Annotated in this window: 26 protein-coding genes; 12 read left to right on the plus strand and 14 right to left on the minus strand. The window is 71.1% G+C overall.

Annotation, left to right across the window (positions count from 1 at the left end):
- The first annotated feature begins 18 nt into the window (after positions 1-18).
- Positions 19-702 carry an ABC transporter ATP-binding protein gene (locus ACFVQ0_RS10945; RefSeq protein ID WP_390086641.1) on the plus strand — a complete coding sequence of 228 codons (684 nt, stop codon included), beginning with the start codon at positions 19-21 and terminating at the stop codon, positions 700-702.
- 73 nt (positions 703-775) lie between these two features.
- Here ACFVQ0_RS10945 and ACFVQ0_RS10950 read toward each other — a convergent pair whose 3' ends face one another.
- Positions 776-1,363, minus strand: coding sequence for an RDD family protein (locus ACFVQ0_RS10950; RefSeq protein WP_390086643.1), 588 nt, complete (start codon positions 1,361-1,363; stop codon positions 776-778).
- Positions 1,364-1,502: 139 nt separating this feature from the next.
- Between ACFVQ0_RS10950 and ACFVQ0_RS10955 the strand changes: the two genes are divergently transcribed.
- The 3 genes from ACFVQ0_RS10955 to ACFVQ0_RS10965 all read left to right on the plus strand — a co-directional run bounded on the left by ACFVQ0_RS10955 (position 1,503) and on the right by ACFVQ0_RS10965 (position 4,275).
- Positions 1,503-1,850, plus strand: coding sequence for a DUF1330 domain-containing protein (locus ACFVQ0_RS10955; protein ID WP_390086644.1), 348 nt, complete (start codon positions 1,503-1,505; stop codon positions 1,848-1,850).
- Between the two features lie 356 nt (positions 1,851-2,206).
- Positions 2,207-3,586, plus strand: coding sequence for an NADP-specific glutamate dehydrogenase (gene gdhA / locus ACFVQ0_RS10960; protein ID WP_390086646.1), 1,380 nt, complete (start codon positions 2,207-2,209; stop codon positions 3,584-3,586).
- A 548-nt stretch (positions 3,587-4,134) separates the two neighbouring features.
- Entirely contained in the window at positions 4,135-4,275 is a 141-nt protein-coding gene (locus tag ACFVQ0_RS10965; protein WP_390086648.1) for a hypothetical protein, read from the plus strand.
- A 164-nt stretch (positions 4,276-4,439) separates the two neighbouring features.
- Here ACFVQ0_RS10965 and ACFVQ0_RS10970 read toward each other — a convergent pair whose 3' ends face one another.
- Positions 4,440-4,802, minus strand: a complete 363-nt coding sequence (locus ACFVQ0_RS10970) for a YrdB family protein (protein ID WP_390086650.1) — start codon at positions 4,800-4,802, stop codon at positions 4,440-4,442.
- Positions 4,803-4,995: 193 nt separating this feature from the next.
- Between ACFVQ0_RS10970 and ACFVQ0_RS10975 the strand changes: the two genes are divergently transcribed.
- Together ACFVQ0_RS10975 and ACFVQ0_RS10980 are read left to right on the plus strand one after the other, a co-directional pair.
- A complete protein-coding gene (locus tag ACFVQ0_RS10975; protein ID WP_390086652.1) occupies positions 4,996-5,574 on the plus strand; it encodes a GNAT family N-acetyltransferase in 579 nt (192 codons plus the stop codon).
- A gap of 254 nt (positions 5,575-5,828) precedes the next feature.
- Complete coding sequence (locus ACFVQ0_RS10980; protein WP_390086654.1) at positions 5,829-6,398, plus strand: GNAT family N-acetyltransferase; 570 nt, start codon at positions 5,829-5,831, stop codon at positions 6,396-6,398.
- A gap of 257 nt (positions 6,399-6,655) precedes the next feature.
- Here the strand turns inward: ACFVQ0_RS10980 and msrA are convergent, their stop codons facing one another.
- From msrA to ACFVQ0_RS10995, 3 genes are all read right to left on the minus strand, one after another.
- The gene (gene msrA, locus ACFVQ0_RS10985; protein ID WP_390086656.1) at positions 6,656-7,321 is read right to left on the minus strand and encodes a peptide-methionine (S)-S-oxide reductase MsrA; all 666 of its coding nucleotides are present in this window, start codon (positions 7,319-7,321) and stop codon (positions 6,656-6,658) included.
- A 95-nt stretch (positions 7,322-7,416) separates the two neighbouring features.
- On the minus strand, positions 7,417-7,539 hold the full coding sequence (locus tag ACFVQ0_RS10990) for a hypothetical protein (RefSeq protein ID WP_274535152.1): 123 nt from the start codon (positions 7,537-7,539) through the stop codon (positions 7,417-7,419).
- Positions 7,540-7,626: 87 nt separating this feature from the next.
- Complete coding sequence (locus ACFVQ0_RS10995; protein ID WP_390086658.1) at positions 7,627-8,730, minus strand: hypothetical protein; 1,104 nt, start codon at positions 8,728-8,730, stop codon at positions 7,627-7,629.
- Positions 8,731-8,798: 68 nt separating this feature from the next.
- Between ACFVQ0_RS10995 and ACFVQ0_RS11000 the strand changes: the two genes are divergently transcribed.
- Complete coding sequence (locus tag ACFVQ0_RS11000; protein WP_390086660.1) at positions 8,799-9,944, plus strand: cystathionine gamma-synthase; 1,146 nt, start codon at positions 8,799-8,801, stop codon at positions 9,942-9,944.
- 108 nt (positions 9,945-10,052) lie between these two features.
- Here the strand turns inward: ACFVQ0_RS11000 and ACFVQ0_RS11005 are convergent, their stop codons facing one another.
- The 4 genes from ACFVQ0_RS11005 to ACFVQ0_RS11020 all read right to left on the minus strand — a co-directional run bounded on the left by ACFVQ0_RS11005 (position 10,053) and on the right by ACFVQ0_RS11020 (position 11,743).
- Positions 10,053-10,244, minus strand: a complete 192-nt coding sequence (locus ACFVQ0_RS11005; protein WP_327338728.1) for a DUF1059 domain-containing protein — start codon at positions 10,242-10,244, stop codon at positions 10,053-10,055.
- Between the two features lie 162 nt (positions 10,245-10,406).
- The gene (locus tag ACFVQ0_RS11010) at positions 10,407-10,658 is read right to left on the minus strand and encodes a hypothetical protein (RefSeq protein ID WP_390086662.1); all 252 of its coding nucleotides are present in this window, start codon (positions 10,656-10,658) and stop codon (positions 10,407-10,409) included.
- The gene (locus ACFVQ0_RS11015) at positions 10,655-11,131 is read right to left on the minus strand and encodes a sigma factor-like helix-turn-helix DNA-binding protein (protein WP_390086664.1); all 477 of its coding nucleotides are present in this window, start codon (positions 11,129-11,131) and stop codon (positions 10,655-10,657) included. Before ACFVQ0_RS11015 ends, ACFVQ0_RS11010 begins: the two co-directional genes overlap by 4 nt.
- 81 nt (positions 11,132-11,212) lie before the next feature.
- The gene (locus tag ACFVQ0_RS11020; RefSeq protein WP_390086666.1) at positions 11,213-11,743 is read right to left on the minus strand and encodes a MarR family winged helix-turn-helix transcriptional regulator; all 531 of its coding nucleotides are present in this window, start codon (positions 11,741-11,743) and stop codon (positions 11,213-11,215) included.
- A gap of 156 nt (positions 11,744-11,899) precedes the next feature.
- Here ACFVQ0_RS11020 and ilvA point away from each other — a divergent pair, with 156 nt between their 5' ends.
- The 3 genes from ilvA (at position 11,900) to ACFVQ0_RS11035 (ending at position 15,194) form a co-directional block, all read left to right on the plus strand.
- Positions 11,900-13,129, plus strand: a complete 1,230-nt coding sequence (gene ilvA, locus ACFVQ0_RS11025) for a threonine ammonia-lyase (protein ID WP_390086668.1) — start codon at positions 11,900-11,902, stop codon at positions 13,127-13,129.
- Positions 13,130-13,311: 182 nt separating this feature from the next.
- Positions 13,312-14,328: an ATP-binding cassette domain-containing protein gene (locus tag ACFVQ0_RS11030; RefSeq protein WP_390086670.1), complete on the plus strand. Its 1,017-nt coding sequence runs from the start codon at positions 13,312-13,314 to the stop codon at positions 14,326-14,328.
- Positions 14,325-15,194 (plus strand): ABC transporter permease, encoded by an 870-nt coding sequence (locus ACFVQ0_RS11035; RefSeq protein ID WP_390086672.1) that lies wholly within the window; start codon positions 14,325-14,327, stop codon positions 15,192-15,194. Before ACFVQ0_RS11030 ends, ACFVQ0_RS11035 begins: the two co-directional genes overlap by 4 nt.
- A 95-nt stretch (positions 15,195-15,289) precedes the next feature.
- Here ACFVQ0_RS11035 and greA read toward each other — a convergent pair whose 3' ends face one another.
- Both greA and ACFVQ0_RS11045 read right to left on the minus strand, forming a co-directional pair.
- Positions 15,290-15,787, minus strand: a complete 498-nt coding sequence (gene greA / locus ACFVQ0_RS11040) for a transcription elongation factor GreA (protein ID WP_024488974.1) — start codon at positions 15,785-15,787, stop codon at positions 15,290-15,292.
- 183 nt (positions 15,788-15,970) lie between these two features.
- Positions 15,971-16,387: a DUF4307 domain-containing protein gene (locus tag ACFVQ0_RS11045; RefSeq protein ID WP_390086674.1), complete on the minus strand. Its 417-nt coding sequence runs from the start codon at positions 16,385-16,387 to the stop codon at positions 15,971-15,973.
- A 150-nt stretch (positions 16,388-16,537) separates the two neighbouring features.
- Between ACFVQ0_RS11045 and mca the strand changes: the two genes are divergently transcribed.
- Positions 16,538-17,419 (plus strand): mycothiol conjugate amidase Mca, encoded by an 882-nt coding sequence (mca, locus tag ACFVQ0_RS11050; RefSeq protein WP_311303547.1) that lies wholly within the window; start codon positions 16,538-16,540, stop codon positions 17,417-17,419.
- A 1-nt stretch (position 17,420) separates the two neighbouring features.
- Positions 17,421-17,654 carry a hypothetical protein gene (locus tag ACFVQ0_RS11055; protein WP_311303546.1) on the plus strand — a complete coding sequence of 78 codons (234 nt, stop codon included), beginning with the start codon at positions 17,421-17,423 and terminating at the stop codon, positions 17,652-17,654.
- A gap of 54 nt (positions 17,655-17,708) precedes the next feature.
- On the opposite strand, the gene ACFVQ0_RS11060 is transcribed toward ACFVQ0_RS11055, so the two are convergent.
- From ACFVQ0_RS11060 to ACFVQ0_RS11070, 3 genes are all read right to left on the minus strand, one after another.
- Complete coding sequence (locus tag ACFVQ0_RS11060; RefSeq protein WP_390086677.1) at positions 17,709-20,948, minus strand: tetratricopeptide repeat protein; 3,240 nt, start codon at positions 20,946-20,948, stop codon at positions 17,709-17,711.
- 229 nt (positions 20,949-21,177) lie between these two features.
- Positions 21,178-22,506, minus strand: a complete 1,329-nt coding sequence (locus ACFVQ0_RS11065; RefSeq protein WP_390086679.1) for a hypothetical protein — start codon at positions 22,504-22,506, stop codon at positions 21,178-21,180.
- A gap of 269 nt (positions 22,507-22,775) precedes the next feature.
- Positions 22,776-23,315: a hypothetical protein gene (locus tag ACFVQ0_RS11070; RefSeq protein ID WP_390086681.1), complete on the minus strand. Its 540-nt coding sequence runs from the start codon at positions 23,313-23,315 to the stop codon at positions 22,776-22,778.
- Positions 23,316-23,318 lie beyond the last annotated feature (3 nt).

Genomic DNA, 23,318 nt, shown 5'->3' on the forward strand with positions numbered 1-23,318 from the left:
TCCAGCAGGAGTTGACCCATGTACACCCTCCAAGGCGTCACCAAGCGCTACACGCGCGGCAAGTCCACCGTCCACGCGCTCGCCGGCGTCGACCTGACCATCGAGGACGGCGGCCGCCTGGTCATCCAGGGCCCCACCGGCGGCGGCAAGTCCACGCTGCTTCAGATGCTCGGCGGCCTGGACCGCCCCACGGCCGGCACCGTCGAACTCGACGGCGTCGACCTCGCGAAGCTCAGCGAGGCCAGACTCACCGAGGTGCGCGCGCAGAACATCGGCTTCGTCTTCCAGAGCTTCAACCTCATCCCGACGCTCACCGCCCAGGAGAACGTCGAGACCGCCCTCGTACCGCTGGGCGGCAAGGCGTCGGAGCGGCGCAGAAGAGCCGCGGAGGCGCTTGACTCGGTGGGCCTGGGCGAGCGCCTCGGCCACCTGCCCGGTGAGATGTCCGGCGGCCAGCAGCAGCGGGTGGCGATAGCCAGAGCCCTGGTCAAGCAGCCGAAGGTGCTGCTCGCGGACGAGCCCACCGGCAACCTCGACGAGTCCATGCGCGACGAGGTCATGGAGGTGCTGGAGACCATGTGGAAGGAGCACGGGCTCACCTTCATCATGGTCACCCACGACAGCGCGATCGCCCGCCGGGCCCCCCGGCTCGCGACGATCCGCAAGGGCAAGGTCACCATCACGGAGAACGCGGCGGCGTGAAGGCCCCGCACGCGTCGGGCCGTTGTCGGCGGGCGGCCCGGCCTCAGGCGGCCCGTCCGGCGGCGGCCCGGCCTCAGGCGGCCCGTCCGGCGGCGGCCCGGCGGTGTGCGGCGAGGTCGCTGCGGCGGACCTGGCGCACCCCGGCCGGGTCCGCGTACGGCTCCGCGTACGGATCGCCCTCCTCGCAGCCGCGCGGATCGGGCCCGTGTCCGTCGTCCGTGCGGGCGAGACGGGCGCGGAGCACGTACCAGGGCTGGAGCGGCAGCCAGCACAGGCCGTGCAGCCAGCGTCGGGTGAGCTGTGCCGGACCCGGTCGGCCGCCGTCCGGCAGGCTCACGACCCGGATGCCCATGATCAGCTTTCCGGCCCCGGCTCCGACCAGCGCGGTGAGCACGACCTGGTTGAGGAAGGAGAGGGCGAGCACCGGCCCGAGCAGCAGCGCGAGGTCCCCCTGGAGGGGCACCGTGTCCACGTGCGGCCGGGCGAGTAACCCGGCTGTGACCAGGCAGAGGTAGCAGTCGAGGCCCACCGCGAGATAGCGGCGCGTCTCGCCGGCCCGTGGCGGTGTGCGGTACCCGGACAGCGGCTGTCCGGCCAACGGCCTTGACTGGTAAGGCTGGTGGGGAGCCCGCGCCCGGTGGTTCCCCCGTGATGTCTTCATGACGGAATCATGGCTGATCCTCCGTCACCATGGGCCGGGTCCGCGCGGTGCGCTCCCCTTACCCCGGTGGTAATCGACGCTTCCCGCCGCCCCCGGCAGCATGGTGTGCACCAGCGGACGAAGACCGGAGGACGAGACCATGACCGCGTACGCGATCGCTCACCTGCAGCCCGACAGCCTGCCCAACGCGGAGGTGATCGACTACATCGACGGAATCCAGTCCACGATGGATCCGTACGGGGGCCGTTTCCTGGTGCACGTCACGCCGGTCGAGGTCCTGGAGGGCGACTGGCCGGGCGCCGTCGTCGTCCTGGAGTTCCCCACGATCGAGGCCGCCCGCACCTGGTACGCCTCACCCGCCTATCAGGAGCTGGCGCCGCTGCGGACCAGGAACATCCCCGGCGACCTGGTGCTCGTGGACGGGGTGGCGCCGGACTACGACCCCAGGGCGACCGCCGCCGCCCTGCGCGCCGGTTCCGTGGTGTAGGGCTCCCTCGGTCCATCAAGACCTCACGGCAGCAGTCGGCGCACTGTGAGGTTCACCACTTCGGGGGGTGTCCGGGCATACCCCCCAACCCGGTCGTTCCGTCCGGAACCGGTCCGTGGCAAGGCTTCCGCGCCCGCCCCGTACCGGGCCGGGCGGGATTCACCATGTGGATGGCATGGAGGATTCGGCGGTCCCACTGGGAGACTCGGTAGGCCACAACGGTCCTGTACGTCGCAGTCGTGAGCGCGTGGTAGACGCGCTATCCGGGCGACGCCCTCAATGGGGAGGGGGGACCAGGTGCCCTCCGGGACGGGGGCGCCTTCGCGATGAGCCGACCCATGGAAGGTCTTGATCAGATGACGGCCACCCCTGACTCCGCAATCCCGCACGCCGCCGAGAACCGCGTCATTGAGCCGCTGTACGCGGAGATCCTCCGCCGAAACCAGGGCGAGAAGGAGTTCCACCAGGCGGTGCGGGAGGTGCTCGAAACGCTCGGCCCGGTGCTGGCCCAGCGGCCGGAGTTCGTGGACGCCCGGATCATCGAGCGCATAACGGAGCCGGAACGCCAGCTCATCTTCCGGGTGCCGTGGTCGGACGACTCGGGCGACATCCACGTCAACCGAGGCTTCCGGGTCGAGTTCTCCAGCTCGCTCGGCCCGTACAAGGGCGGACTGCGCTTCCACCCCTCGGTCAACCTCGGCATCGTGAAGTTCCTCGGCTTCGAGCAGATCTTCAAGAACGCCCTCACCGGCATGCCCATCGGCGGCGGCAAGGGCGGTTCCGACTTCGACCCCAAGGGCCGCTCGGACGCCGAGATCATGCGGTTCTGCCAGTCGTTCATGACCGAACTCCACCGCCACCTGGGTGAGTACACCGACGTACCGGCCGGGGACATCGGCGTGGGCGGCCGCGAGATCGGCTACCTCTTCGGCCAGTACAAGCGGATCACCAACCGCTTCGAGTCCGGTGTCCTCACCGGAAAGGGCCTCGGCTGGGGCGGCGCCCTGGTGCGTACGGAGGCGACCGGCTACGGCTGCGTCATGTTCACCGCCGAGATGCTCCGCAGCCGGGGCGAGTCCCTCGACGGCCAGCGCATCGCCGTCTCCGGCTCGGGCAACGTCGCGATCTACGCGATCGAGAAGGCCCAGCAGCTCGGCGCGACCGTGGTCACCTGCTCGGACTCCGGCGGCTACGTCGTGGACGACAAGGGCATCGACCTCGACCTGCTCAAGGAGATCAAGGAGCAGGGCCGGGGCCGCATCTCCGAGTACGCCGAGCGGCGCGGCGCGCACGTGAAGTACGTCGAGGGCACCGGTGTCTGGAACGTCCCCTGCGACGTTGCCCTGCCCTGCGCCACGCAGAACGAACTCCACGAGGCCGACGCGCTGACCCTCGTACGCAACGGCGTGAAGGCCGTCGCGGAGGGCGCCAACATGCCCACCACCCCCGAGGCCGTCCGCGTCCTCCAGGAGGCGGGCGTGGCCTTCGCCCCCGGCAAGGCGGCCAACGCGGGCGGCGTCGCCACCAGCGCCCTGGAGATGCAGCAGAACGCCTCGCGCGACTCCTGGACCTTCGCCCACACGGAGGAGCGCCTCGCGGAGATCATGCGTCACATCCACGACTCCTGCTACACCACGGCGGAGCGCTACGGCTGCCCCGGCAACTACGTGGTCGGCGCCAACATCGCCGGCTTCGAACTGGTCGCGGACGCGATGCTGGCGCAGGGCCTGATCTGACCGTTCCTGTGCGGTGGGGGGTCGCGCTCGATCCGGCGGCCCCCCACCCGTGCTCTCGTACGCCGCGACGGCCTGCCCGAAGCTGTCGGAGCCGGCCTTCACCGGCGGCCGAACCCGGCACGTCGTCACGGGATCTTCACTTCATGTAGGCGACTTCTCCGTACGGCAGACGCGGAACGACCATAACTGGCCGTTCTTGCCAGTCGGTATGCCCGAAAATGAGCGCAGCAGGCCATCATTTTCCATGCGGCAACTGTTTGATCGTCTAAATGGATGTGGCCGGAAAACGCCTGCTGAACCATCCAGGACTCGCCAACCAACCGGCGCGCGCTCAAGATCAGGCAAATGATCGGCGCATCGCTGGGGGAGAGATGAGCGGACACGCACCGGGGGCGAGACCGGGATTCCGTAGGATCGACCGGGCCACCCGATGGGCCGGGCGGTCCCTGTGCTGGGCCCACGCCGCCGCGATGGCAGGCACCGCTGCCGAAGCGTTTTTCCACCCCACAGCCGCGTGGTGGCCCTATGCGTGGCCCGCCCTCTGGGTCGTGACCGGGATATCGCTCATCGCCTGGGCCGCCCTGCGCATCAGGCAGAAGAGTCACCTCCAGCGGCCCGCCCAGACCCTCGACGACGACCCCGGGACACCCCTGCCCGACACCAACGTCGCCTACGACCGAGCAGCCTGAGGGGTCGGTCCGTGAGGTGGTGTCCGTTTCCGGGTCAGGTTCGGGGCGGGGCGGGACGGCTGGTGGAGGTCGCGCCGGTTGTCGCTTCTGTCTGAACTGGTCCGGCCCCACCCGCCCCGGCGGCTGAGACCACGACCTCCGCAACCGCGCCCCTCGCAGCCGGCCTACTCGACCGGTGCGGGCCGCCGCCGGAACGTCTCCGCGAGCCCCGTGTTCGCCACCATCACGACGGCCAGGACCACCGCGGCGTCCGGATGCCCCACCCGGTACAGCCCGAAGGCACCGCCCCCGAGCACCACGGCCTTCACCACGAGCACACCCGCCAGCGGCAGCCGGATCCGGGCGCGAGGCGCGGCGAACGTGCCCCACAGGGCGATACCGGCCGCCGGCAGCCCGATCCCCAGCAGCAGGTGCACGGCCAGGCCGTCCCCGGCGGTGAAACCCCACCAGCACAGGCAGACCACCGCGAACAGCTCCAGCAAGAACGCCAGGACCTCGTTCGCGGCCCACCAGGGCCGTCCGCTCAAGGAAGGTATCGCCGGTTGGTCCGTCCGGTCCCCGCTCATCGTTTCCCCCGTCGCACTCGCCGTTCAAGTCGCAGCGAGGGTACCGGTCCCGGCCGGAGCCCCGCCGACGGTGCAAGTGGCCCGTTGGGAAACCCCGTTGCGAGCGACCCGCATCGGAAGTCTGATGGACCGGCCACCGACCAGGGGAGGAACCATGAGCCCGCCGCTGCCCGCTCCCTCGCTGCACACCGCCCGCCTTCGGCTGCGCCCCTTCGAGGACGCGGACGCGCCCGGCCTCTTCGCGCTCCAGAGCAACGCCTACGTGCTGCGCTACTGGGACGCGCCGCCATGGAGCGAACGCGCGCGAGCCGAGAAGTTCATCACGGCTTGCCGGCAGATGGCACGGGAAGGCACCGGAGCGCGCCTGGCCGTGGACCGTGTCGCCGACGGGTCGTTCATCGGCTGGTGCAGCCTGAACAACTGGAACCCCGAGTACCGCAGCGCGTCGCTCGGCTACTGCTTCGACGACGCGGCGTGGGGCCACGGCTACGCGACCGAGGCCGCCCACGCCCTGCTGCGGTGGGCATTCGACACCCTGGACCTCAATCGCGTCCAGGCCGAGGCCGATACCCGCAACGTGGCTTCCGCCCGTGTGCTGGAGAAGCTCGGCTTCGTACGGGAAGGGACGTTGCGGGAGGACTGCGTCGTCAACGGTGAGGTCTCCGACTCGTGGGTCTACGGGCTGATCAGGCGCGACTGGCAGCCGCCGCCCGAGCCGGGTCCGACCCGCTGACCAGGGACGTGTTCCATCCACCCGCGTGAAGCGACACACCCCACCCAGGAACCCGCCAGCGTCTCAGCGGACGAACTGCGGATGACTGCTGGCGCGGGATGGCGAGTCTTCAACGTGCCATGGCACCAGACGATCCGGAACCACACGGCGGCCGAGCGGTCTTCGTTCTACCGAGCCCAGGAGCGTGGGTAACGGCTTGGCCCTAGCCGAGGCTGGAGCGAGAGGGGTCTCGGCCGGGCCGTAGGCTGCCGGTCATGAAACCGGCCACGACCAGCGGTGTGACTCCTGAGCCCGCCATCCTTGACGCCATGGGGCTGGCTTCCGATCCGGAGCTGGAGGCCGGGTTTACGGAGTCGGCCCACCAGATCCTGTCGGACCTGGTCGGTGGAGGTGCTGCGCTGGGCTGGGTCGAACCACCCTCGCTGGATGAGGTGGCGGAACTCCTCGGCCAAGTCGTCTCCGCGGTGCAGACCGGAGATGCGGCCCTGCGCGTCGCTTACCTCGACCGTCGGCTTGTCGGGTTGGGGTACTGGCTCCGCTACGCCCGGCCGACCCATCGGCCACACGCCGATCTGGAGAAGATCGCGGTGGATGCCGCTGCCCACGGTCGCGGTGTCGGCCGGGCCCTGACCGCTGCCTTGATCGCTGACGCCCGGGAGACGGGTATCGAGGTCCTCACCCTGGATGCCCGTGGGGACAACACCCGTGCCCTGCGCCTCTACCGGTCGCTGGGGTTCACCGAATACGGCCGTCTGCCCGGCTTCGTCGCCGTCGGCGAACACCGATACGACAAGGTTCTCTACATGCTGGACTTCCGCCGGTAAGGCTGACCGCGCGTCTGCGCTTGAACCGGTTCCCGTGCCGCTCTGTCGGGCAACGTGGGGGCGGAACTGTTCCCGTGCGGGACCGCAAGAACGTCCTCGGCCCTGTGATCGTGCTTGGTGACCACGCCTGGCACGCGTTTTTGACCGGTATCACCGAGGAAGGTGCCTTCCTCGGTGATACCGGCACGGATGAGAGCGACGAGCCCCGGCCCGTCTCGGCCGGGGCTCGGTTCACGCACCCGGTTCCGGGAGGCGCGTCACTCCCCGGCCGGGGCCACCCCGATCGGGCACGAGACGCCCGTCCCGCCGATTCCGCAGTAGCCCGCCGGGTTCTTGTCCAGGTACTGCTGGTGCGCGGCCTCCGCAGGCCAGAAGGGGCGGCCCTCCGCGGGCAGGATCTCCGTGGTGATCTCGCCGTGGCCGGAGCCGGTGAGGACCTTCTGGTACGCCTCGCGGGACGCCGCCACGGTCGCTGCCTGGGCGGGGGAGTGGGTGTAGACGGCGGAGCGGTACTGGGTGCCCACGTCGTTGCCCTGGCGGAAGCCCTGGGTGGGGTCGTGGGACTCCCAGAAGACCTTCAGGAGCTGCTCGTACGTGACGACGCGCGGGTCGTACACGACGCGGACGGCCTCCGTGTGGCCGGTCAGGCCGGAGCAGACCTCCTCGTACGCGGGGTTCTCCGTGTAGCCGCCCTGGTAGCCGACGAGCGTCGTCCAGACGCCGTCCGTCTGCCAGAACTTGCGCTCGGCGCCCCAGAAACAGCCCATCGCGAAGTCCGCGACCTCCAGGCCGTCCGGGTACGGCCCCAGCAGGGGGTTGCCCAGGACCGTGTGGCGGGACGGGACGGTGAATTCGGGGGTGGGGCGGCCGCGCAGCGCCTCCTGGGGAGTGGGGAGCTGCGGGGTACGGCGGTGCAGGAACATGCGGGGGCTCCTCATGGGTCGGCGTGCTGTCGGTACAACGCACCGGGACCGCCGTGGATTCCGCCGCCGGTTCCGAGGAAGGTTCCGCCGCCCGGTCAGCGGCGGGGCGTGCCGTTGTCGGACTCGGTGTCCTCGACGTACGCGGCGGTCCGCTTGCGGGCCTTGAACCAGAAGTAGAGGCCGAGGCCGATCAGGATCAGGGGTATCAGTCGGGCCATGAGGTGTACCGGTCCCATCAGTCAGTCGGTCAGTCGGTCGGTCGCCGTGTCGGTGCCTACCGTCGCACACCGCCAGTGCCGGGCGCTCTACCTCGGCAGCGTCGCCGGGCTGCCGCCGTTCGCCTCGTAGCCGGCCACCGCCAGCGCCCGGTACACGGTGTACTCGGCGGCCGGGTCCGAGCTCTCCGACCACGGCAGCGCGCCCACGTGCCCGTCGATGTGGACGAACTGGTTCATCGCCTCCGACCAGCGCTCCATCCGGACCAGGAACAGCACCAGGAGGTGGCGGACGTGGGCCAGCATCGGGTCGTCCGGGCGGGCCGCGTGCACCGCGAACAGGGCGCCCTCGACCGCCTTGGTCACCGACTGGCTCTGATAGAAGCTCCGCACCATGTTGACCTCGGGCAGGTGCTCGTACAGCGCGAAGAGCGGGAGCGCGGCCAGCAGCGAACCCTGCGGGGCGCGGGCGGCCGCCGCGGTGGCGAAGCGGTCGGCCTCCTCGCGGGAGCCGTGCCACTTCTCGCACCAGAAGTGCAGCGCCGCGATGTGCGCGCCCATGTGCGCGGGCGCCCGGTCGATGATCTTCGCCCAGAGCTGGTCGAACTCCTCGTGGGAGTAGCCGAGCCCACGCGCCGCCGCCAGCTCCACCAGGTACGGCACCGGGTCGCCAGGAGCCAGCAGGGCCGCCTCGCCGACGACCGTACGGGCCTCCTCCAGGATGATCCGGAAGTCGTCCGTACCCACGGTGGACGAACGCCAGGCCTGCTGGACCAGGAACTCCGCGTGCACCGCCGCGCCGCCCGCGTCCTTCGGGGACTCGGCCCGCCACTTGCGCAGCCACGCCCCGCCGACCCCCGGCCGCTGCGCCAGCTCCAGCGAGGCTGCACCGGCGAACGCCTGCACCCGCTGCCACCGCACCTCGCCCTCCTTCGGCGTCCCGGACAGCAGCTGCGAGGCGGCCCGCCACTCCTGGGTGCCCTGGACGACGTCGAGGACGTCCAGGAGGTCCTGGTCGGGTCCCGGCATCCGGATGTCCAGCTCCTCCTGACGCGCGAAGCCGTAGGTGTCCGGGTCGGCGGCGTCCGGCGAACCGGGCGCCACCTGCCGGATACCGCCGCGGCGCCGCAGCACGTACGGTCCGGCGACGGCGGCGAGCAGGCACAGCGCGAGCAGGAACCAGAGAATCTCCATACACCCATTGTCCCCGGACGGCCCAGGTGCTCCGTGAGCGCCCTCGGGACGAACTACGCTCGGGCCCCATGAGCGACCAGCACAGCTTCGAAACTCTCGCGATCCACGCGGGGAACACCGCCGATCCCCTCACCGGCGCTGTTGTTCCGCCCATTTACCAGGTGTCCACGTACAAGCAGGACGGCGTGGGCGGGCTGCGCGGCGGCTACGAGTACAGCCGCAGCGCCAACCCGACGCGCACCGCACTGGAGGAGAACCTCGCGGCCCTGGAGGGCGGCCGCCGAGGGCTCGCCTTCGCGTCCGGTCTCGCCGCCGAGGACTGCCTGCTCCGTACGCTGCTGACGCCCGGCGACCACGTGGTCATCCCGAACGACGCCTACGGCGGCACGTTCCGGCTGTTCGCGAAGGTCGCCTCGCGCTGGGGCGTGGAGTTCTCGGTCGCGGACACCTCCGACGTGGCGGCGGTACGGGCCGCGATCCAGCCGCGCACCAAGGCGATCTGGGTGGAGACGCCCTCCAACCCGCTGCTCGGCATCACCGACATCGCGGCCGTCGCCGGTATCGCCCGCTCCGCGGGTGTGCGGCTGGTCGTCGACAACACCTTCGCCAGCCCCTACCTCCAGCAGCCGCTCGCCCTGGGCGCCGACGTGGTGGTGCACTCCACCACCAAGTACATGGGCGGCCACTCGGACGTGGTCGGCGGCGCGCTGATCGTCAACGACCCCGAGCTGTCGGAGGAGTTGGCGTACCACCAGAACGCGATGGGCGCGGTGGCCGGGCCGTTCGACGCCTGGCTGGTGCTGCGCGGCATCAAGACCCTCGCCGTCCGGATGGACCGGCACACCGAGAACGCCACCAAGGTCGCGGAGCTGCTGACCCGGCACCCCAAGGTCAGCCACGTCCTGTATCCGGGACTGCCCGAGCACCAGGGGCACGAGATCGCCGCCAAGCAGATGAAGGCGTTCGGCGGCATGGTGTCCTTCCGCGTCGCGGGCGGCGAGCAGGCGGCCGTCGAGGTCTGCAACCGGGCGAAGCTCTTCACACTCGGTGAGTCCCTCGGCGGCGTCGAGTCGCTCCTTGAGCACCCGGGCCGGATGACGCACGCCTCCGCGGCCGGATCGCCGCTGGAGGTCCCCGCCGACCTGGTCAGGCTCTCCGTCGGCATCGAGAACGGCGACGACCTGCTGGCCGACCTGACGCAGGCCCTCGGTTAGAGCCCTTCCGGCCGGACCCCGGGGGGCGCGCGCACCCCGGCGGCGTGCCGGGCGCGTGACAGCGGGACGGAACCGGGCCACCGGTTCCGTCCCGCAGGGCCGGACATCTCAGACGGCGGTCTTCTCGTCCTCCAGCATGCCCCGGAGCTGTTCCCGAAGCTCCGGGCTGTCGGTGTGCTGATGGACGGAGGCCGCGTGCTCGGCTGCGGCCCGCACGACTTCGTCTTCCTCGCCGGAGATCGTCAGCGAGCAGTTCGACTCGCTCGGATACTTGCGGCAGTCAGCGACCTTCCTCGTCATGACAGCCTCCTCGGCCGGTTACCGGACCGGTGCGTGACGCTTGCCTCCAGGATAGATCCGCCCGGCCCGGTACGGCCTGTGCTCGCGGCCTCACCCCCGACGGCTGTCGCAGGACGGCTGTCGCACGACGGCTGTCGCGTAACGGACGGCGGGGTGCGGCCGTCACCACCCGACCAGCGGTGGTGTCGTCTCGGCCGGCGGCGGCTGCCAGGGCTGGACCGTCACCGCCCACACCGCGAACACCGCCACCGCGGCGATCAGCGCCAGCAGCCCCAGCAGACGCAGGGACCGCCGCCTGCGCAGCACCCGGCCGCCGAGCTCCGCCGCGCGTTCCGCCAGATCGGCGGGGACCTGCGGATGCGGCCCCTCCAGCATCCGCCGGACCTCGTCCTCCTTGCGGCCGGTACCGCTCATGACGCGGCCTCCCGCCGGACGGAGGGGCCGCGGGTGCCGCGCATCGTGGCCACCGAGCGGTTGCAGATCGCGCGGATCCGGTCAACGGGCAGCCCGAGCAGCGCCGCGGTCTGTTCCTCTGGGACCCCTTCGTACAGCCGCAGCACCAGCACGAGCCGTTCCTGCGGGGTCAGCCCGGCCAACAGCCCGCCGCGCGGCCGGTGATGGCGCCAGGCCTCCCGCGCGAACCGGGCGGCCAGATCCTCCCGGGTGCGGTTGTACGGGTCCTCGCCGTGCAGCCGGTCCCAGTCCGCGTACGTACGGGCCAGCGCGGCCGTCAGCAGCCGCCGCGCGCGCTCGTTGGCACCCGGCGGCCGGGCGGGTTCCGCGGTGAGCAGGGTGGCGGCGTGCAGCAGCCGGCCGGCCGCGCCCGCCACGAAGGCCTCGAACTCCTGGGCGCGGCGCCGCTGTCGGCCCGCCTGGCGCTCTCGCACCCTGTCATCCGAGCGCGCCGAGGGCCCCCGGTCAAGGCCTGAGGGCCCGAGGTCCTGGGTCCGGGGGCCCGAGTACGGTCCTCAGTCCGCGGCGGGCGGCTGGTTCGCGCTCTGCCGGGCGGCCAGCGCCGCGTTGAAACGGGTGAGCAGCGCGCAGAACGTGTCCCGCTCCTCCGCGTCCCAGTCGTCCGTCACCTGGGACATCAGCTCGCGCCGCGAGGCCCGTACCTCGTCGAGGCGGGCCTGGCCGCGCGGGGAGAGCTGGAGCACGACGGCCCGGCCGTCCTCCGGGTGCGAGGTCCGCTTGACCAGGCCGGTGTCCACGAGCGGCGCGACCTGCCGGGTCACGGTCGAGGAGTCGATCCCCATCCCCGCGGCCAGCGCCTTCACGCCCATCGGGCCTTCCCGGTCCAGCCGGTTGAGCAGCAGATACGCGGCCCGGTCCATGGAATTGCGCACCTGGCCGACACCGCCGAGGCGGGTCTGCTCCGCACGGCGGGCGAAGACCGCGACCTGGTGCTGGAGGGCGTCGAGAAGGTGGTCGGGACCCTGGTTCTCCGGGGCTGCGCCCCCGGAAGGAGACGCGGCAGTCGTCATGTCCTGAGGGGGCATGGCCGGGGGCTCTCTTCGTGCGGTGTCGGATGGGTGGGGGACAGAGTACGCGGCCCCGGGGCAACGCGTACCAGCGCTGCACAAACCTGCGGACATCGTCGCAGGACGGCATCCCTCGCGGCGGTCGCCACCCCTTCCAGCTGCAAGACTTGCGGTATGAACTTCCCGCCGACCCATCGGTTTCCCCCGCTGATCCTCGATGACATCAAGGGGGCGCAGAAGATGCTCTCCGGTGTATCCAGGGTCACCGCCATGGAGGGCAGCCGCCATCTGACCGAGCTGGTGGGCGCTCCCGTCCAGTTCAAGTGCGAGAACCTCCAGCGGACCGGCTCCTTCAAACTGCGGGGTGCGTACGTACGGATCGCCGGACTCTCCCCGGTGGAGCGGGCGGCGGGTGTGGTGGCCGCGAGCGCCGGGAACCACGCGCAGGGTGTCGCGCTCGCGTCCGCGCTGCTCGGCGTGCGCTCGACGGTCTTCATGCCGGTCGGGGCGCCCCTGCCGAAGGTCGCCGCGACCCGCGAGTACGGGGCCCGGGTGCGGCTGCACGGCCATGTCGTCGACGAGACGCTGGCCGCGGCGCAGGAGTACGCGCAGGAGACCGGGGCGGTCTTCATCCACCCCTTCGACCACCCGGACATCATCGCCGGTCAGGGCACGGTCGGCCTGGAGATCCTGGAGCAGTGCCCGGAGGTGCGCACGATCGTCGTCGGGATCGGCGGCGGCGGGCTCGCGGCCGGGATCGCGGTGGCGGTGAAGGCGGTCCGGCCCGACGTGCGGATCGTCGGGGTGCAGGCGGCGGGCGCCGCCGCCTACCCGCCCTCGCTGGCCGCCGGTCACCCGGTGTCGGTCGGCTCGCTCCAGACGATGGCGGACGGCATGAAGGTGGGCCGGCCGGGCGATGTCCCGTTCCCGCTGATCAGGGACCTGGTCGACGAGATCCGTACGGTCTCGGAGGACGAGCTGTCCAGTGCGCTGCTGCTCTGCCTGGAGCGGGCCAAGCTGGTCGTGGAGCCGGCCGGGGCGAGCCCGGTGGCCGCCCTGCTGAGCGACCCGAAGTCGTTCCGCGGACCGGTGGTGGCGCTGCTGTCCGGCGGCAACGTGGACCCGCTGCTGATGCAGCGCATCCTGACCCACGGCATGTCGGCGGCCGGCCGCTATCTGAGCCTGCGGCTGCGGCTGACGGACCGGCCCGGCGCGCTGGCGACGATGCTCGCGGTGCTCTCGGTGGCCGATGCCAACGTGCTGGACGTGAGCCACGTACGTACCGACCCCCGGCTCGGCCTCACCGAGGCCGAGGTGGAACTCCATCTGGAGACGAAGGGTCCGGAGCACTGCGTGGAGGTCGCGGCGGCGCTGCGCGAGGCGGGGTACCTGGTCCTCAACTGAGCCGCTCCGGCACTCCGTTGCTCCGTGAACGGAATCTTGTGTGTCGCGATGTATCGCGTTACTGTGCCATCGCCCACCCCGTCGGCGTACATGCGTTCGTCTTCGCTGTTCGCCGGGCGGGGGGAGACGGGCAAATCTAGGATCTGTGAGGAAGCCACCCAAACCCACTGGGGGAACTCCATATGCCAGGCGCGATATACGCCGAAGGTCTGGTCAAGACCTTCGGTGACGTCACCGCACTCGGCGGTGTCGATCTCGACGTGCCCGAAGGCACCGTCCTCGGGCTGCTCGGCCCCAACGGCGCCGGTAAGACGACCGCCGTGCGCGTCCTGACGACGCTGCTCAGGCCCGACAGCGGCACTGCTTTCGTCGCGGGCATCGACGTCCTGAAGAGGCCCAACGAGGTACGGCGCTCGATCGGGCTCTCCGGCCAGTTCGCCGCCGTCGACGAATACCTGACCGGCCGCGAGAACCTCCAGATGGTCGGCCAGCTCTACCAGATGAGCCGGCGCGACGCGAAGGTCCGGGCGGGGGAGCTGCTGGAGCGGTTCCACCTGGCCGACGCGGCGGACCGGCCCGCCAAGACGTACTCCGGCGGTATGCGCCGCCGGCTCGACCTGGCGGCGGCGCTCGTCGTCTCCCCGCCGGTCATGTTCATGGACGAGCCGACCACCGGCCTCGACCCGCGCAACCGGCAGCAGCTCTGGGAGGTCATCGAGGAGCTGGTGGCGGGCGGTACGACGCTGCTGCTGACCACCCAGTACCTGGAGGAGGCCGACCGCCTCGCCCACGACATCTGCGTGATCGACCACGGCCTCGTCATCGCCCGCGGCACCTCCGACCAGCTCAAGGCCCGCACCGGCGGCGAGCGCGTCGAGGTCGTCGTGCACCAGCCGGACCAGATCGAGCCTGCCCGGTCCGTCCTGGGCTCCCTGGGCAAGGGCGAGGTCGCCGTCGTCCCGCACATGCGCAAGCTGACCGTCCCGGTCGACGGCGGGGCCAAGCTCCTCGCCGAGATCATCCGCGACCTCGACAGCCGGGGCGTGGAGATCGACGACATCGGTCTGCGCCGTCCCACCCTGGACGACGTGTTCATCTCCCTCACCGGCCACGCGGCCGAACAGCAGAAGAGCGAGGGCGACGGCGCGGACGGGGCGGACGGACAGCCCGCGGCCGCCGGATCGGAGGCAGCCAAGTGAGCGCGCTCAGCGACACGGCGGGCACCGCCCGCGCACCCCGGTCCAGCGGTGGCATCGGCCAGTCCGTACGGGACTCCCTGGTCATCGCCCAGCGGAACCTCATCCGCATGACCCGGATCCCGGAGATGATCCTTTTCGGGATCATCCAGCCGGTCATGTTCGTGGTGCTCTTCACGTACGTCTTCGGCGGCTCCATCGCCATTCCGGGCGCGGGCGTCAGCGCGAGCGCCTACAAGGAATTCCTGATGGCCGGCATCTTCGCGCAGACCGTCACCTTCGCCACCGCGGGCGCCGGCGCGGGCATCGCGGACGATATGCACAAGGGGCTCATCGACCGGTTCAGGTCGCTGCCCATGGCGCGGGGCGCGGTGCTGACCGGGCGCACACTGGCCGACCTGGTGCAGACGGCCATCACGCTCGCGGTACTCGCGGCCGTCGCCCTGCTCGTCGGCTGGCGCACCCACGAGAACATCGCCGAGGTGCTCGCGGGCTTCGGTCTGCTCCTGCTGCTCGGCTACGCGTTCACCTGGATCGGCGCGCTGATCGGCCTCTCCGTCCGCACCCCGGAGGCGGCCACCTCCGGCGGGCTGATCTGGCTGTTCCCGCTGACCTTCATCTCGAACGCGTTCGTGCCGGTCAACGGCATGCCGAGGTTCCTGCAGTACGTCGCGGAGTGGAACCCGTTCAGTGCCACGGTGGCCGCGGCCCGCGAGCTGTTCGGCAACACGATCGAGGGCGTGCCGAAGTCCGTCACGGGCGCCTGGCCGATGGAACACCCCATCTGGGCATCGCTCATCTGGTCCGTGCTGATCATCCTGGTCTTCCGGACGCTGGCCGTGCGCAAGTACCGCTCGGTCGCCGTCTGACCGCCCAGGACGAGCAGAGAGCCCCGGCCGCTTCCGGCCGGGGCTCTCTGCTTACTGCTCGCTGCTTTCCCGCTTGCTCTGCCGAGCTGTGCGGATCAGCCGGAGTACGGCTTCGCCGAAAGGATCTTCACCGTCGCGGTCTTGCCGTTCGGCAGCTCGTAGTCCGCGGTCTCGCCCATCTTCTTGCCGTTCACGCCCACCCCGAGCGGGGACTGCGGGGAGTACGTCTCGATGTCCGCGCTCGCGTACTCACGGGAGGCCAGGAGGAAGGTCGTCGTGTCGTCGTCATCGCCGTCGAAAGCGATCGTCACGACCATGCCGGGCTCGACCACACCGTCGTCGGCCGGCGCCTCGCCGACCTTCGCGTGTTCCAGGAGCTGGGTCAGCTGGCGCACCCGGAGCTCCATCTTGCCCTGCTCCTCCTTGGCCGCGTGGTACCCGCCGTTCTCACGCAGGTCCCCCTCCTCACGGGCCGCCGCGATCTTTACGGCGATCTCCGTGCGCGCGGGACCAGACAGGTACTCCAGCTCGGCCTTGAGCTGGTTGTACGCCTCCTGCGTGAGCCAGGTGACGTTTTCGCTGGTCTGGGTCACAGGGTGCTCCTCGTCGGTACTGGGAATACAAAGCATCGCCCTACCCCGAAGCATGCGCTTCCACGGGTGGGCGAAACCACGAGCCTAACAATTCACCGGGAAAAGGGGGAGAAGGTTACCGACCGATCCTGTCGAACCGCAGGTCAGCGGCGTCAAGAGCGGGTCAGGACGTGCGTGCGCCGGTCAACGCGACGCCCCGTTGTCGTCCGTGCAGCCCAGCAGCTCGGCGCTGGTCGCCCTGGACGTCGTACGCAGCGAGAGGACCCGGTCGATCCGGTCGGTCCTCTCGTCGAAACGGAAGTCCTTGCGGGCCACGTCGGTGCCGTCCTCGCGCTGCGAGCGGATCGTGCAGTAGCCCTTGGCATCCCGGTCCTTGCGGACCTCCAGATGCACCTCGACCCGGTCGTCGGAGACGACCTTGAACTTGATCACCTCGGCGCTGATCCCCTGGCCCGCGACGTAGTCGTAGCCGATCCAGCCGACCACACCGAGCAGGGCGACGCCCAGCACCGAGCCGATGATCTTGAGTTTGCGGTCCGCACGCTGGTCCGCGGAGCGGCCGTAGCGGTTCTCGGGGGGCGCCTCGCGCACCGCAGTCATGATCGTTCCTCCCGTGCCGGGGATCGAAGGAATTTTCCGCCCCCCGGTTCGGTCACTATAGAAGCCTCCACCCGCCACCCGACCGCCACCCCACACCGACGTCCCTGCGGGACGGCAACCTGATGGCGACCGATCACTGAGGAACGAGTCTTGACTGAGCAGCTTCGACTGATGGCCGTGCACGCCCACCCCGACGACGAGTCGAGCAAGGGCGCGGCCACCATGGCCAAGTACGTGTCCGAGGGGGTGGACGTGCTGGTAGTGACCTGCACGGGCGGTGAGCGCGGCTCCATCCTCAACCCGAAACTCCAGGGCGACGCGTACATCGAGGAGAACATCCACGAGGTGCGCAGGAAGGAGATGGACGAAGCGCGCGAGATCCTGGGCGTCAAGCAGGAGTGGCTCGGCTTCGTCGACTCCGGACTGCCCGAGGGCGACCCGCTGCCGCCGCTGCCCGAGGGCTGCTTCGCGCTGGAGGACGAGACCGTCGCAGCCGGACGCCTCGTCGCCAAGATCCGCGCGTTCCGGCCGCAGGTCATCACCACGTACGACGAGAACGGGGGCTACCCGCACCCCGACCACATCATGACCCACACGGTCTCGATGATCGCCTTCGAGGGCGCGGCGGACGCAGAGAAGTTCCCCGAGGCGGAGTTCGGACCGGTCTGGGCGCCGCAGAAGCTCTACTACAACCAGGGCTTCAACAAGCCGCGCACGGTGGCCCTGCACGAGGCGCTGCTGGCCCGCGGCCTGGAGTCCCCGTACGCGGACTGGCTGAAGCGCTGGAAGGAGTTCGAGCGCGCCGAACGCACGCTGACCACGCATGTTCCGTGCGCGGACTTCTTCGAGATCCGCGACAAGGCGCTGATCGCGCACGCGACGCAGATCGATCCGGACGGCGGCTGGTTCCGGGTCCCGATGGACATCCAGCAGGAGGTCTGGCCGACCGAGGAGTACGAGCTGGCGAAGTCTCTCGTCGATACCTCCCTCCCCGAGAGCGACCTCTTCGCGGGCATCCGCGACAATGCCTGATATGTACGCGACTCAGGCACTGCCGCACCTCGTCCCGCTCGCCGAGGAACTGGACAAGAACAAGGTGACCCCCGGGGTCCTCGGCTTCATCGTCTTCGCCGCGCTCGCGGTGGGAGTGTGGGCGTTGATGAAGTCCATGAACCGGCACATGGGGAAGGTCGACTTCGAGGAGGCTCCGGAGGTGCCGGCGACGCCGAAGGCGTCTGCTGCGGCCGGTTCCGCGAAGCGGAAGTAGTGGGGCGGGGGCGGGGCGGTACCGGAGGCCGGTGACCGCTCCGCCCCAAAGGACTCAGGGCGTCGGGGCCGGCACACCCATGATCTCTCGGGCGTGCCGGGTCGGAGTCAGGCCCAGGCGCCAGGCCTGCCAGCCGTCCTCCAGGTCCACCCCGCGGTTCAGGACCACCCGGAACGCCTCCGCGCAGTCCTCCAGCTTGCCGTCCCTGGTCGGGTGACCGGCCGCGATCAGGTCGGACAGCTCCTGCTGGGCCACCACCGTGCCCACCTCGATGCCGCCCGGTGAGGCGTACGGCAGCAGCGTGCAGCGCAGGAAGCGGGCCCAGTCGGCGCCGCGCGCGTCGCCGTACGAGTCGAACAGCTCGGCCGCCTCGCCGCACAGGTCCAGCGCCTGCGGCGCGCGCTGGTTGCCCGCGTCGATCAGGGCCAGCTCCAGACACGTCCACGCCTCCCCGTGGGCGACCCCGATCCGCCGGAAGTCGGCCCGCGCGTCCACCAGGAGCTGCCGGGCGAACCCGGAGTTGCGCAGGTTGCCCGTCTGCGCGGCCCGCTGGTCGCGGGTGACCCGGCCCGAGTGGTGCCGGGCGCACGCCAGCCCGTACACGTCCCGCATCCGGGAGAACATCGTGCGCGACCGCTCCAGCTGCCGTACCGCCTGATCGGTCTCGCCGGTCTCCTCCAGGGCCTGGCCCAGGTAGTAGAGCGTCCACGCCTCGCCCCGGGCGTCCTCGTTGTCGCGGTGCCGGGACAGCGCGGCGTTCAGCTGCTCGACCGCGGGGACCGGATCGCCGTCCAGCAGCCGGGCGCGGGCCAGCTGGGTCAGCGCCCAGGCCTCGCCGCGCTCGTCGCGGGTGCGCCCGTACAGATCCAGGGCCGTACGCAGCGCGAGCTCGGCCCGCTCCACATCGCCCATCCGCAGCCGCACCTGACCCAGCTGGAACTGCGTCCACGCCTCCCCGTGCAGCGACTCGCCCTCGCGGTGCAGGACCAGCGCCGTGTCCAGGAGCGCCAGCGCCTCGGCCGGGTGCGCCCGGTCCCGCTCCACCGCGGCCAGCGCGTGCATCGACCAGGCCCGGTCGGCGGCCTGGTCCTCGGAGGTCTGGAGCTCCAGCGCCTCCCGCAGCCGGGCCGACGCCTCGGTCAGATTGCCCTGGTGGTGCAGGGTGATGCCGAGCGAACAGAGCGCCAGCGCCGTACCCGAGTCGTTCTGCGCCTCGCGGTACAGGCCGACGACGGAGGACAGCGTGGTGCGCGCCTTGTCCAGCTCGCCCAGCTGACGGGCCGCGATACCGGTACGCCACTGCACGGAGCGCTCCAGCAACCCCTGGTCGACGGCCTGCGTCAGCTCGCTGATCTCGCCGAGGCGGTAGAGGTCGCCGCGCAGCAGGCAGTAGTCGCACAACGCGCCCAGCAGATCGAGCACCGCCGCCTGGTCGACACCCTCCGCGTGCCGCAGCGCGGAGGTGATGAAGCTCGACTCCTCGTCCAGCCAGCGCAGCGCCGCGTCCAGCGAGGTGAAGCCGTGCGAGCCGAACTGCCCGGCCCTGGTGGACATCTTGCCGTCCACCATCCGGATCACCGCACCGGCCAGCTCCGCGTAGTTCACGATCAGCCGTTCCTGCGCGGCGGTGCGCTCGGCCGGCTCCTCCTCGTCGAGCAGCCGGGCCAGGGCGAAGCCCCGTACGAGGTCGTGCAGCCGGTAGCGCGAACCGCGTACGTGGTCCAGCAGGCCGGCCCGGGCCAGGGCGGTCAGCAGCCGCTCGGCCTCCCGCTCCTCCGCCGACAGCAGCGCGGCGGCCGCCGCGGCGCCCAGGCTGGCCCTCCCGGCCAGCGCGAGCCGCCGCAGCAGCCGCCGCGCCTGCTCCGACTGGTCGGTGTACCGCAGCCACAGCGCCCGCTCGACCGGGGTCACCGGGCCGTACGCGCCGAGATCCGCGGCCAGGGCGCTCGGAGTGCGTTCCCCGAGCGAGGAGCCCGCGATCCGCAGCGCCAGCGGCAGCCCGCCGCACAGTTCGGTGATCGCCTCGCTCGACGGGTAGTCGTAGAGCCCCTGGTCCTCCTCCTGGGACGCCTCGCGCAGCAGCTCCTCCGCGCCCGCCGGGTCCAGCGCCCCGACCTCCAGCTGGTGCACCCACGCCTGGAGGGACCCGGGCAGTTCGAGCGGCTCGCGGGCGGTGACCAGGACCAGGCTGTCGGAACGCTCCGGGATCAGCGTGCGGACCTGCTCCACGTCACTCGCGTCGTCCAGGACGATCGTCACCGGCGTCCCGGTCAGATGCTGGTGGTACAACTCGCTGAGCCGGCGCACCTGCTGCTCGGCGGAGGACCCGGCGGAGCGGCCGGCCGAACCCCCGTCCCGGAACAGCAGCTGCTCGCGCGGCGCGCCCAGCCGGTTCAGCAGGTGGAGCAGCGCGTCACGGGTCGGCAGCGGCGGCTCGCCGTCCGCGCCGCCGCGCAGGTCCACCACGCACGCGCCCCGGAACTGGTCCTTCAGATCGTGGGCCGCCCGCACGGCGAGCGTGGTGCGCCCGGCGCCCGGCGGACCGTGCAGGACGACCACGGTGGGCTTCGTCTCGGTGGACGCGCGGGCCGCGTGCACCCACTGGCCGATCCGGGAGAGTTCGGCCCGCCGCCCGGCGAACTGGCGCTCGGTGGAGGGGAGATGGCTGAACGACTGGTCGAGGATCGCGCGCATGCGGGCCGCCGCGCTGCGGTCCCCGCCGCGCAGGGTCGGCGCGGTGCGGGCCTGCGCGGTGGCGGCCTTCTTCGCCGGGGTCCGGGACGAGGCGGTCAGCATCCGCTGCTGGTCGAGGAACGGCCGGATGCCGCGTACCTCCAGCGCCGTCAGCCACTGCAACCTCAACTGCTCGGTGCCGCCCGGCTGTCCGAGCGCCCCGGCCCGGCGGGAGGCGGCCGGCCAGTGCGAGGCGGTGACCTTGGCGACGGTCGCGGTGGCGCCCGCGACCGCGACGACGGCCCCCGCGCCCAGCGCCAGCCCCGACGCCGTACCGAGCACCAGATCCGCTCCGAACGCGGCCGTCGCGGCAACTCCCGTGACCAGCAACGGCGTTCCGAGCGACGCCTTGTCGAACTTCTGCTTTCCGGCCGCCGCGGCGTCGAGGGCCTGGACGTACGCGGCGTACTCCTCCGCCGCACCCGACGCCATGGAGTCCAGGGCGCTCCGTGCCCGCGTCATCAGCACGCCGGAATCCGCCCGCCCGCCGGTGCGCCGCACCTCCTCCTCCACGGCCCGTACCAACAGCCGTTCGGCTTCCGCGCGATGGCTGTCCCGCATGTGTGTCCCCCTCGGTTCCTGCCCTCGGCCGGACCCGAATCCGGCCGCGTGGAGGACCAGTCTCCTGCTTGGGGCCGGTGCGCGACAGGGCGTCCGCGAGACTGCGGCGCTGTTTCTGTTCCGCCGGCCGGTGGGCCCTGCGGCCCGAACGAGGCCCGGGCGGGACCGTGCGGGACCGTGCGGTGTGCGGCGGGACGGGCTCGCGCCCGCCCCGCCGGATCGGCCGTCGTTACCGCTGCCGGCCGGCGCGACGCCGTGCCACCAGGACGCCGCCCGCCCCGAGGACCACGGCACCGGCGGCCGCGGCCGCGAGCGGCAGGGTGGACCCGGAGCCGGTCGCCGCCAGGCCACCGCCCGTGGAGGACGAGCCCGAATCGGAGCCGCCAGCCGTGGCGGAGGCCCCGGATCCGGACGCCGACCCGGAACTGCCGGACGCGTCGGTCCCCGAACCACCCGAACCACCCGTGCCGCCCGCATCACCCGAGCCGGACGTCGAACCGGAACCACCGGCTCCGGCTGTCCCCGAGCCGTCCGAACCGCCCGAGCCGGACGTCGAGCTGCCGCCGCCGGTCGCGTCGGCGCCGTCGACATCGAGCAGGATGTCCGCCGTGTCGTTCGACTTGACCGGATCGAAGGGCCGGGACTTCTTTTCGAGCGCCACCGAGCCCTTGGCCCCTGCCACCGCCTTGTCGATCTTCAGCTTGAATTTGTAGGTGGTCTCGCTGTCCGCGTAGACCCACGAGTTGTAGGTGCCGCAGTCGTACGTCCCCTGCCCCAGGCTCTTGCAGGAGGCCTGGGTGACCGTCGTGCCGGCGGGCATCTTGATGAGGACGTGGGTCACGGAGGAGTAGGGCTCCCCTGCCACCCAACCGGGCCCGGCGTTGGTGAACTTCACGGTCAACGGCACCGTGTCGCCGACCTTGCCCTTCAGCCGGGCCCCCGTCACCTGGAAGTCGGCCGTGCTCTTGGCGGTCACGTCAGTCTTGCTCCAGGCGGGCCCGGTGGAGCCCGGGGCGGCCGGGGTCTCGTCGGGCCGTTCCACCAGCTTCACCGCGGGCCCGGTGCCCTGATCCGGCGGGCCCTCCTCACCCGTACCGGTCTCGATGCGGCTGTCGCTGACTCTCACGGCCAGCTCGTCGTTGAGGGCGCTGTCCTGCACTTTCAGCTTCAGCCCCTCGGGCGCGTAGACGACACCCGGGTTCACCGGCCCGTCGAACTCGCAGACCATGACGAAGGACTGAGGCATTTCGTCGGCGCCACCGAGGTTCTGGGTCGAGCAGTTGGAGGGCGTCCGGGAAAAGCCGAGGCCATGGGTCACGGACCAGGCCATCCAGACCTTGTCGAGCGCCGCGCTGCCCGTATTGGTGAAGGAACCCGGCAGGCTGAGCTCGCTGCCCGGCCTCACCCCGTCGATCGGGCCGATCCTGCCCAGCGAGAGACCGGGGGCGTCCGAGCCCGCGGCACCCGCGGGCGCGGCACCCAGCGCCAGCAGGGCGACGGTGCCGACAGCACCGGCGGTCTGGAAGAGAGCGCGACGGCGGGGAGAAGCATGGGCCATGGAAACCTCTGAGTGAAGTGACAGATGCGGAAACCGCAACAACGCGGGAACGCGTGTTCGCTCAGGAGACCTTCGGCATGGCCGGGGGGTTGTACGGGGGCGAGGCCGCATTCGGATCGCACCCCCGGAAGACGAACTGGCGGGCGGGTGGACCTGGACCCCTGACCCGGGCGAATTGCCGGGGGCCGGACGCTGTGACCGCGCCGCGGAGCCCAGCCCGCACCCCGCGGCCGGAGGTGTCGTGCGGGTGCGTGGCGAGGGGCCCGGTGCTAACGCTCCGTACGGCGCAGGAATTGCCAGCCCAGGACGGCCAAGGCGAGTGTCTGCGCGAGAGAAGCGAGCACGAGCAGAGGCTGAACGACGGGAGAGCACCAGAACGCGGTCGTGCAGACCATAGGCAGCACCAGGTACGTGAACATGTCTACTGCGGTCTGAAACCGCTTGCGCACGGTGCGGCCCGCAACGTTGCGGTGGTAGATCTCCCAGCCGAACACTGCGCCGTGGGCGGAGGTGAGTTCCCCCAGGCGCGGTCCCAGCCGTTCGCGTACATAGCAGCCGATCGCGGAGATCTTCTCGTCATTGACCAGGTAGGTCCAGCCCAGGATCAGGCAGATGGCGGGGGCGGAGAGCAGCATTCGGGACTGTCCGCTGTGGACGGTGACCGCCACGACCGCGGTGACTGCGGCAAGCGTGAAGTAGAGCAGGTTGTCGCGGAACCCTATGCGGGTCTTCTGTTCCTCCTTGAGGCGGTCGTACTCGGCCAGCAGGACTTTGCTCTCGGTGACATCGTCCATGGAAGTCACAGCCATCCC

The sequence above is a fragment of the Streptomyces sp. NPDC057900 genome (assembly GCF_042887885.1).
Taxonomy (GTDB): domain Bacteria; phylum Actinomycetota; class Actinomycetes; order Streptomycetales; family Streptomycetaceae; genus Streptomyces.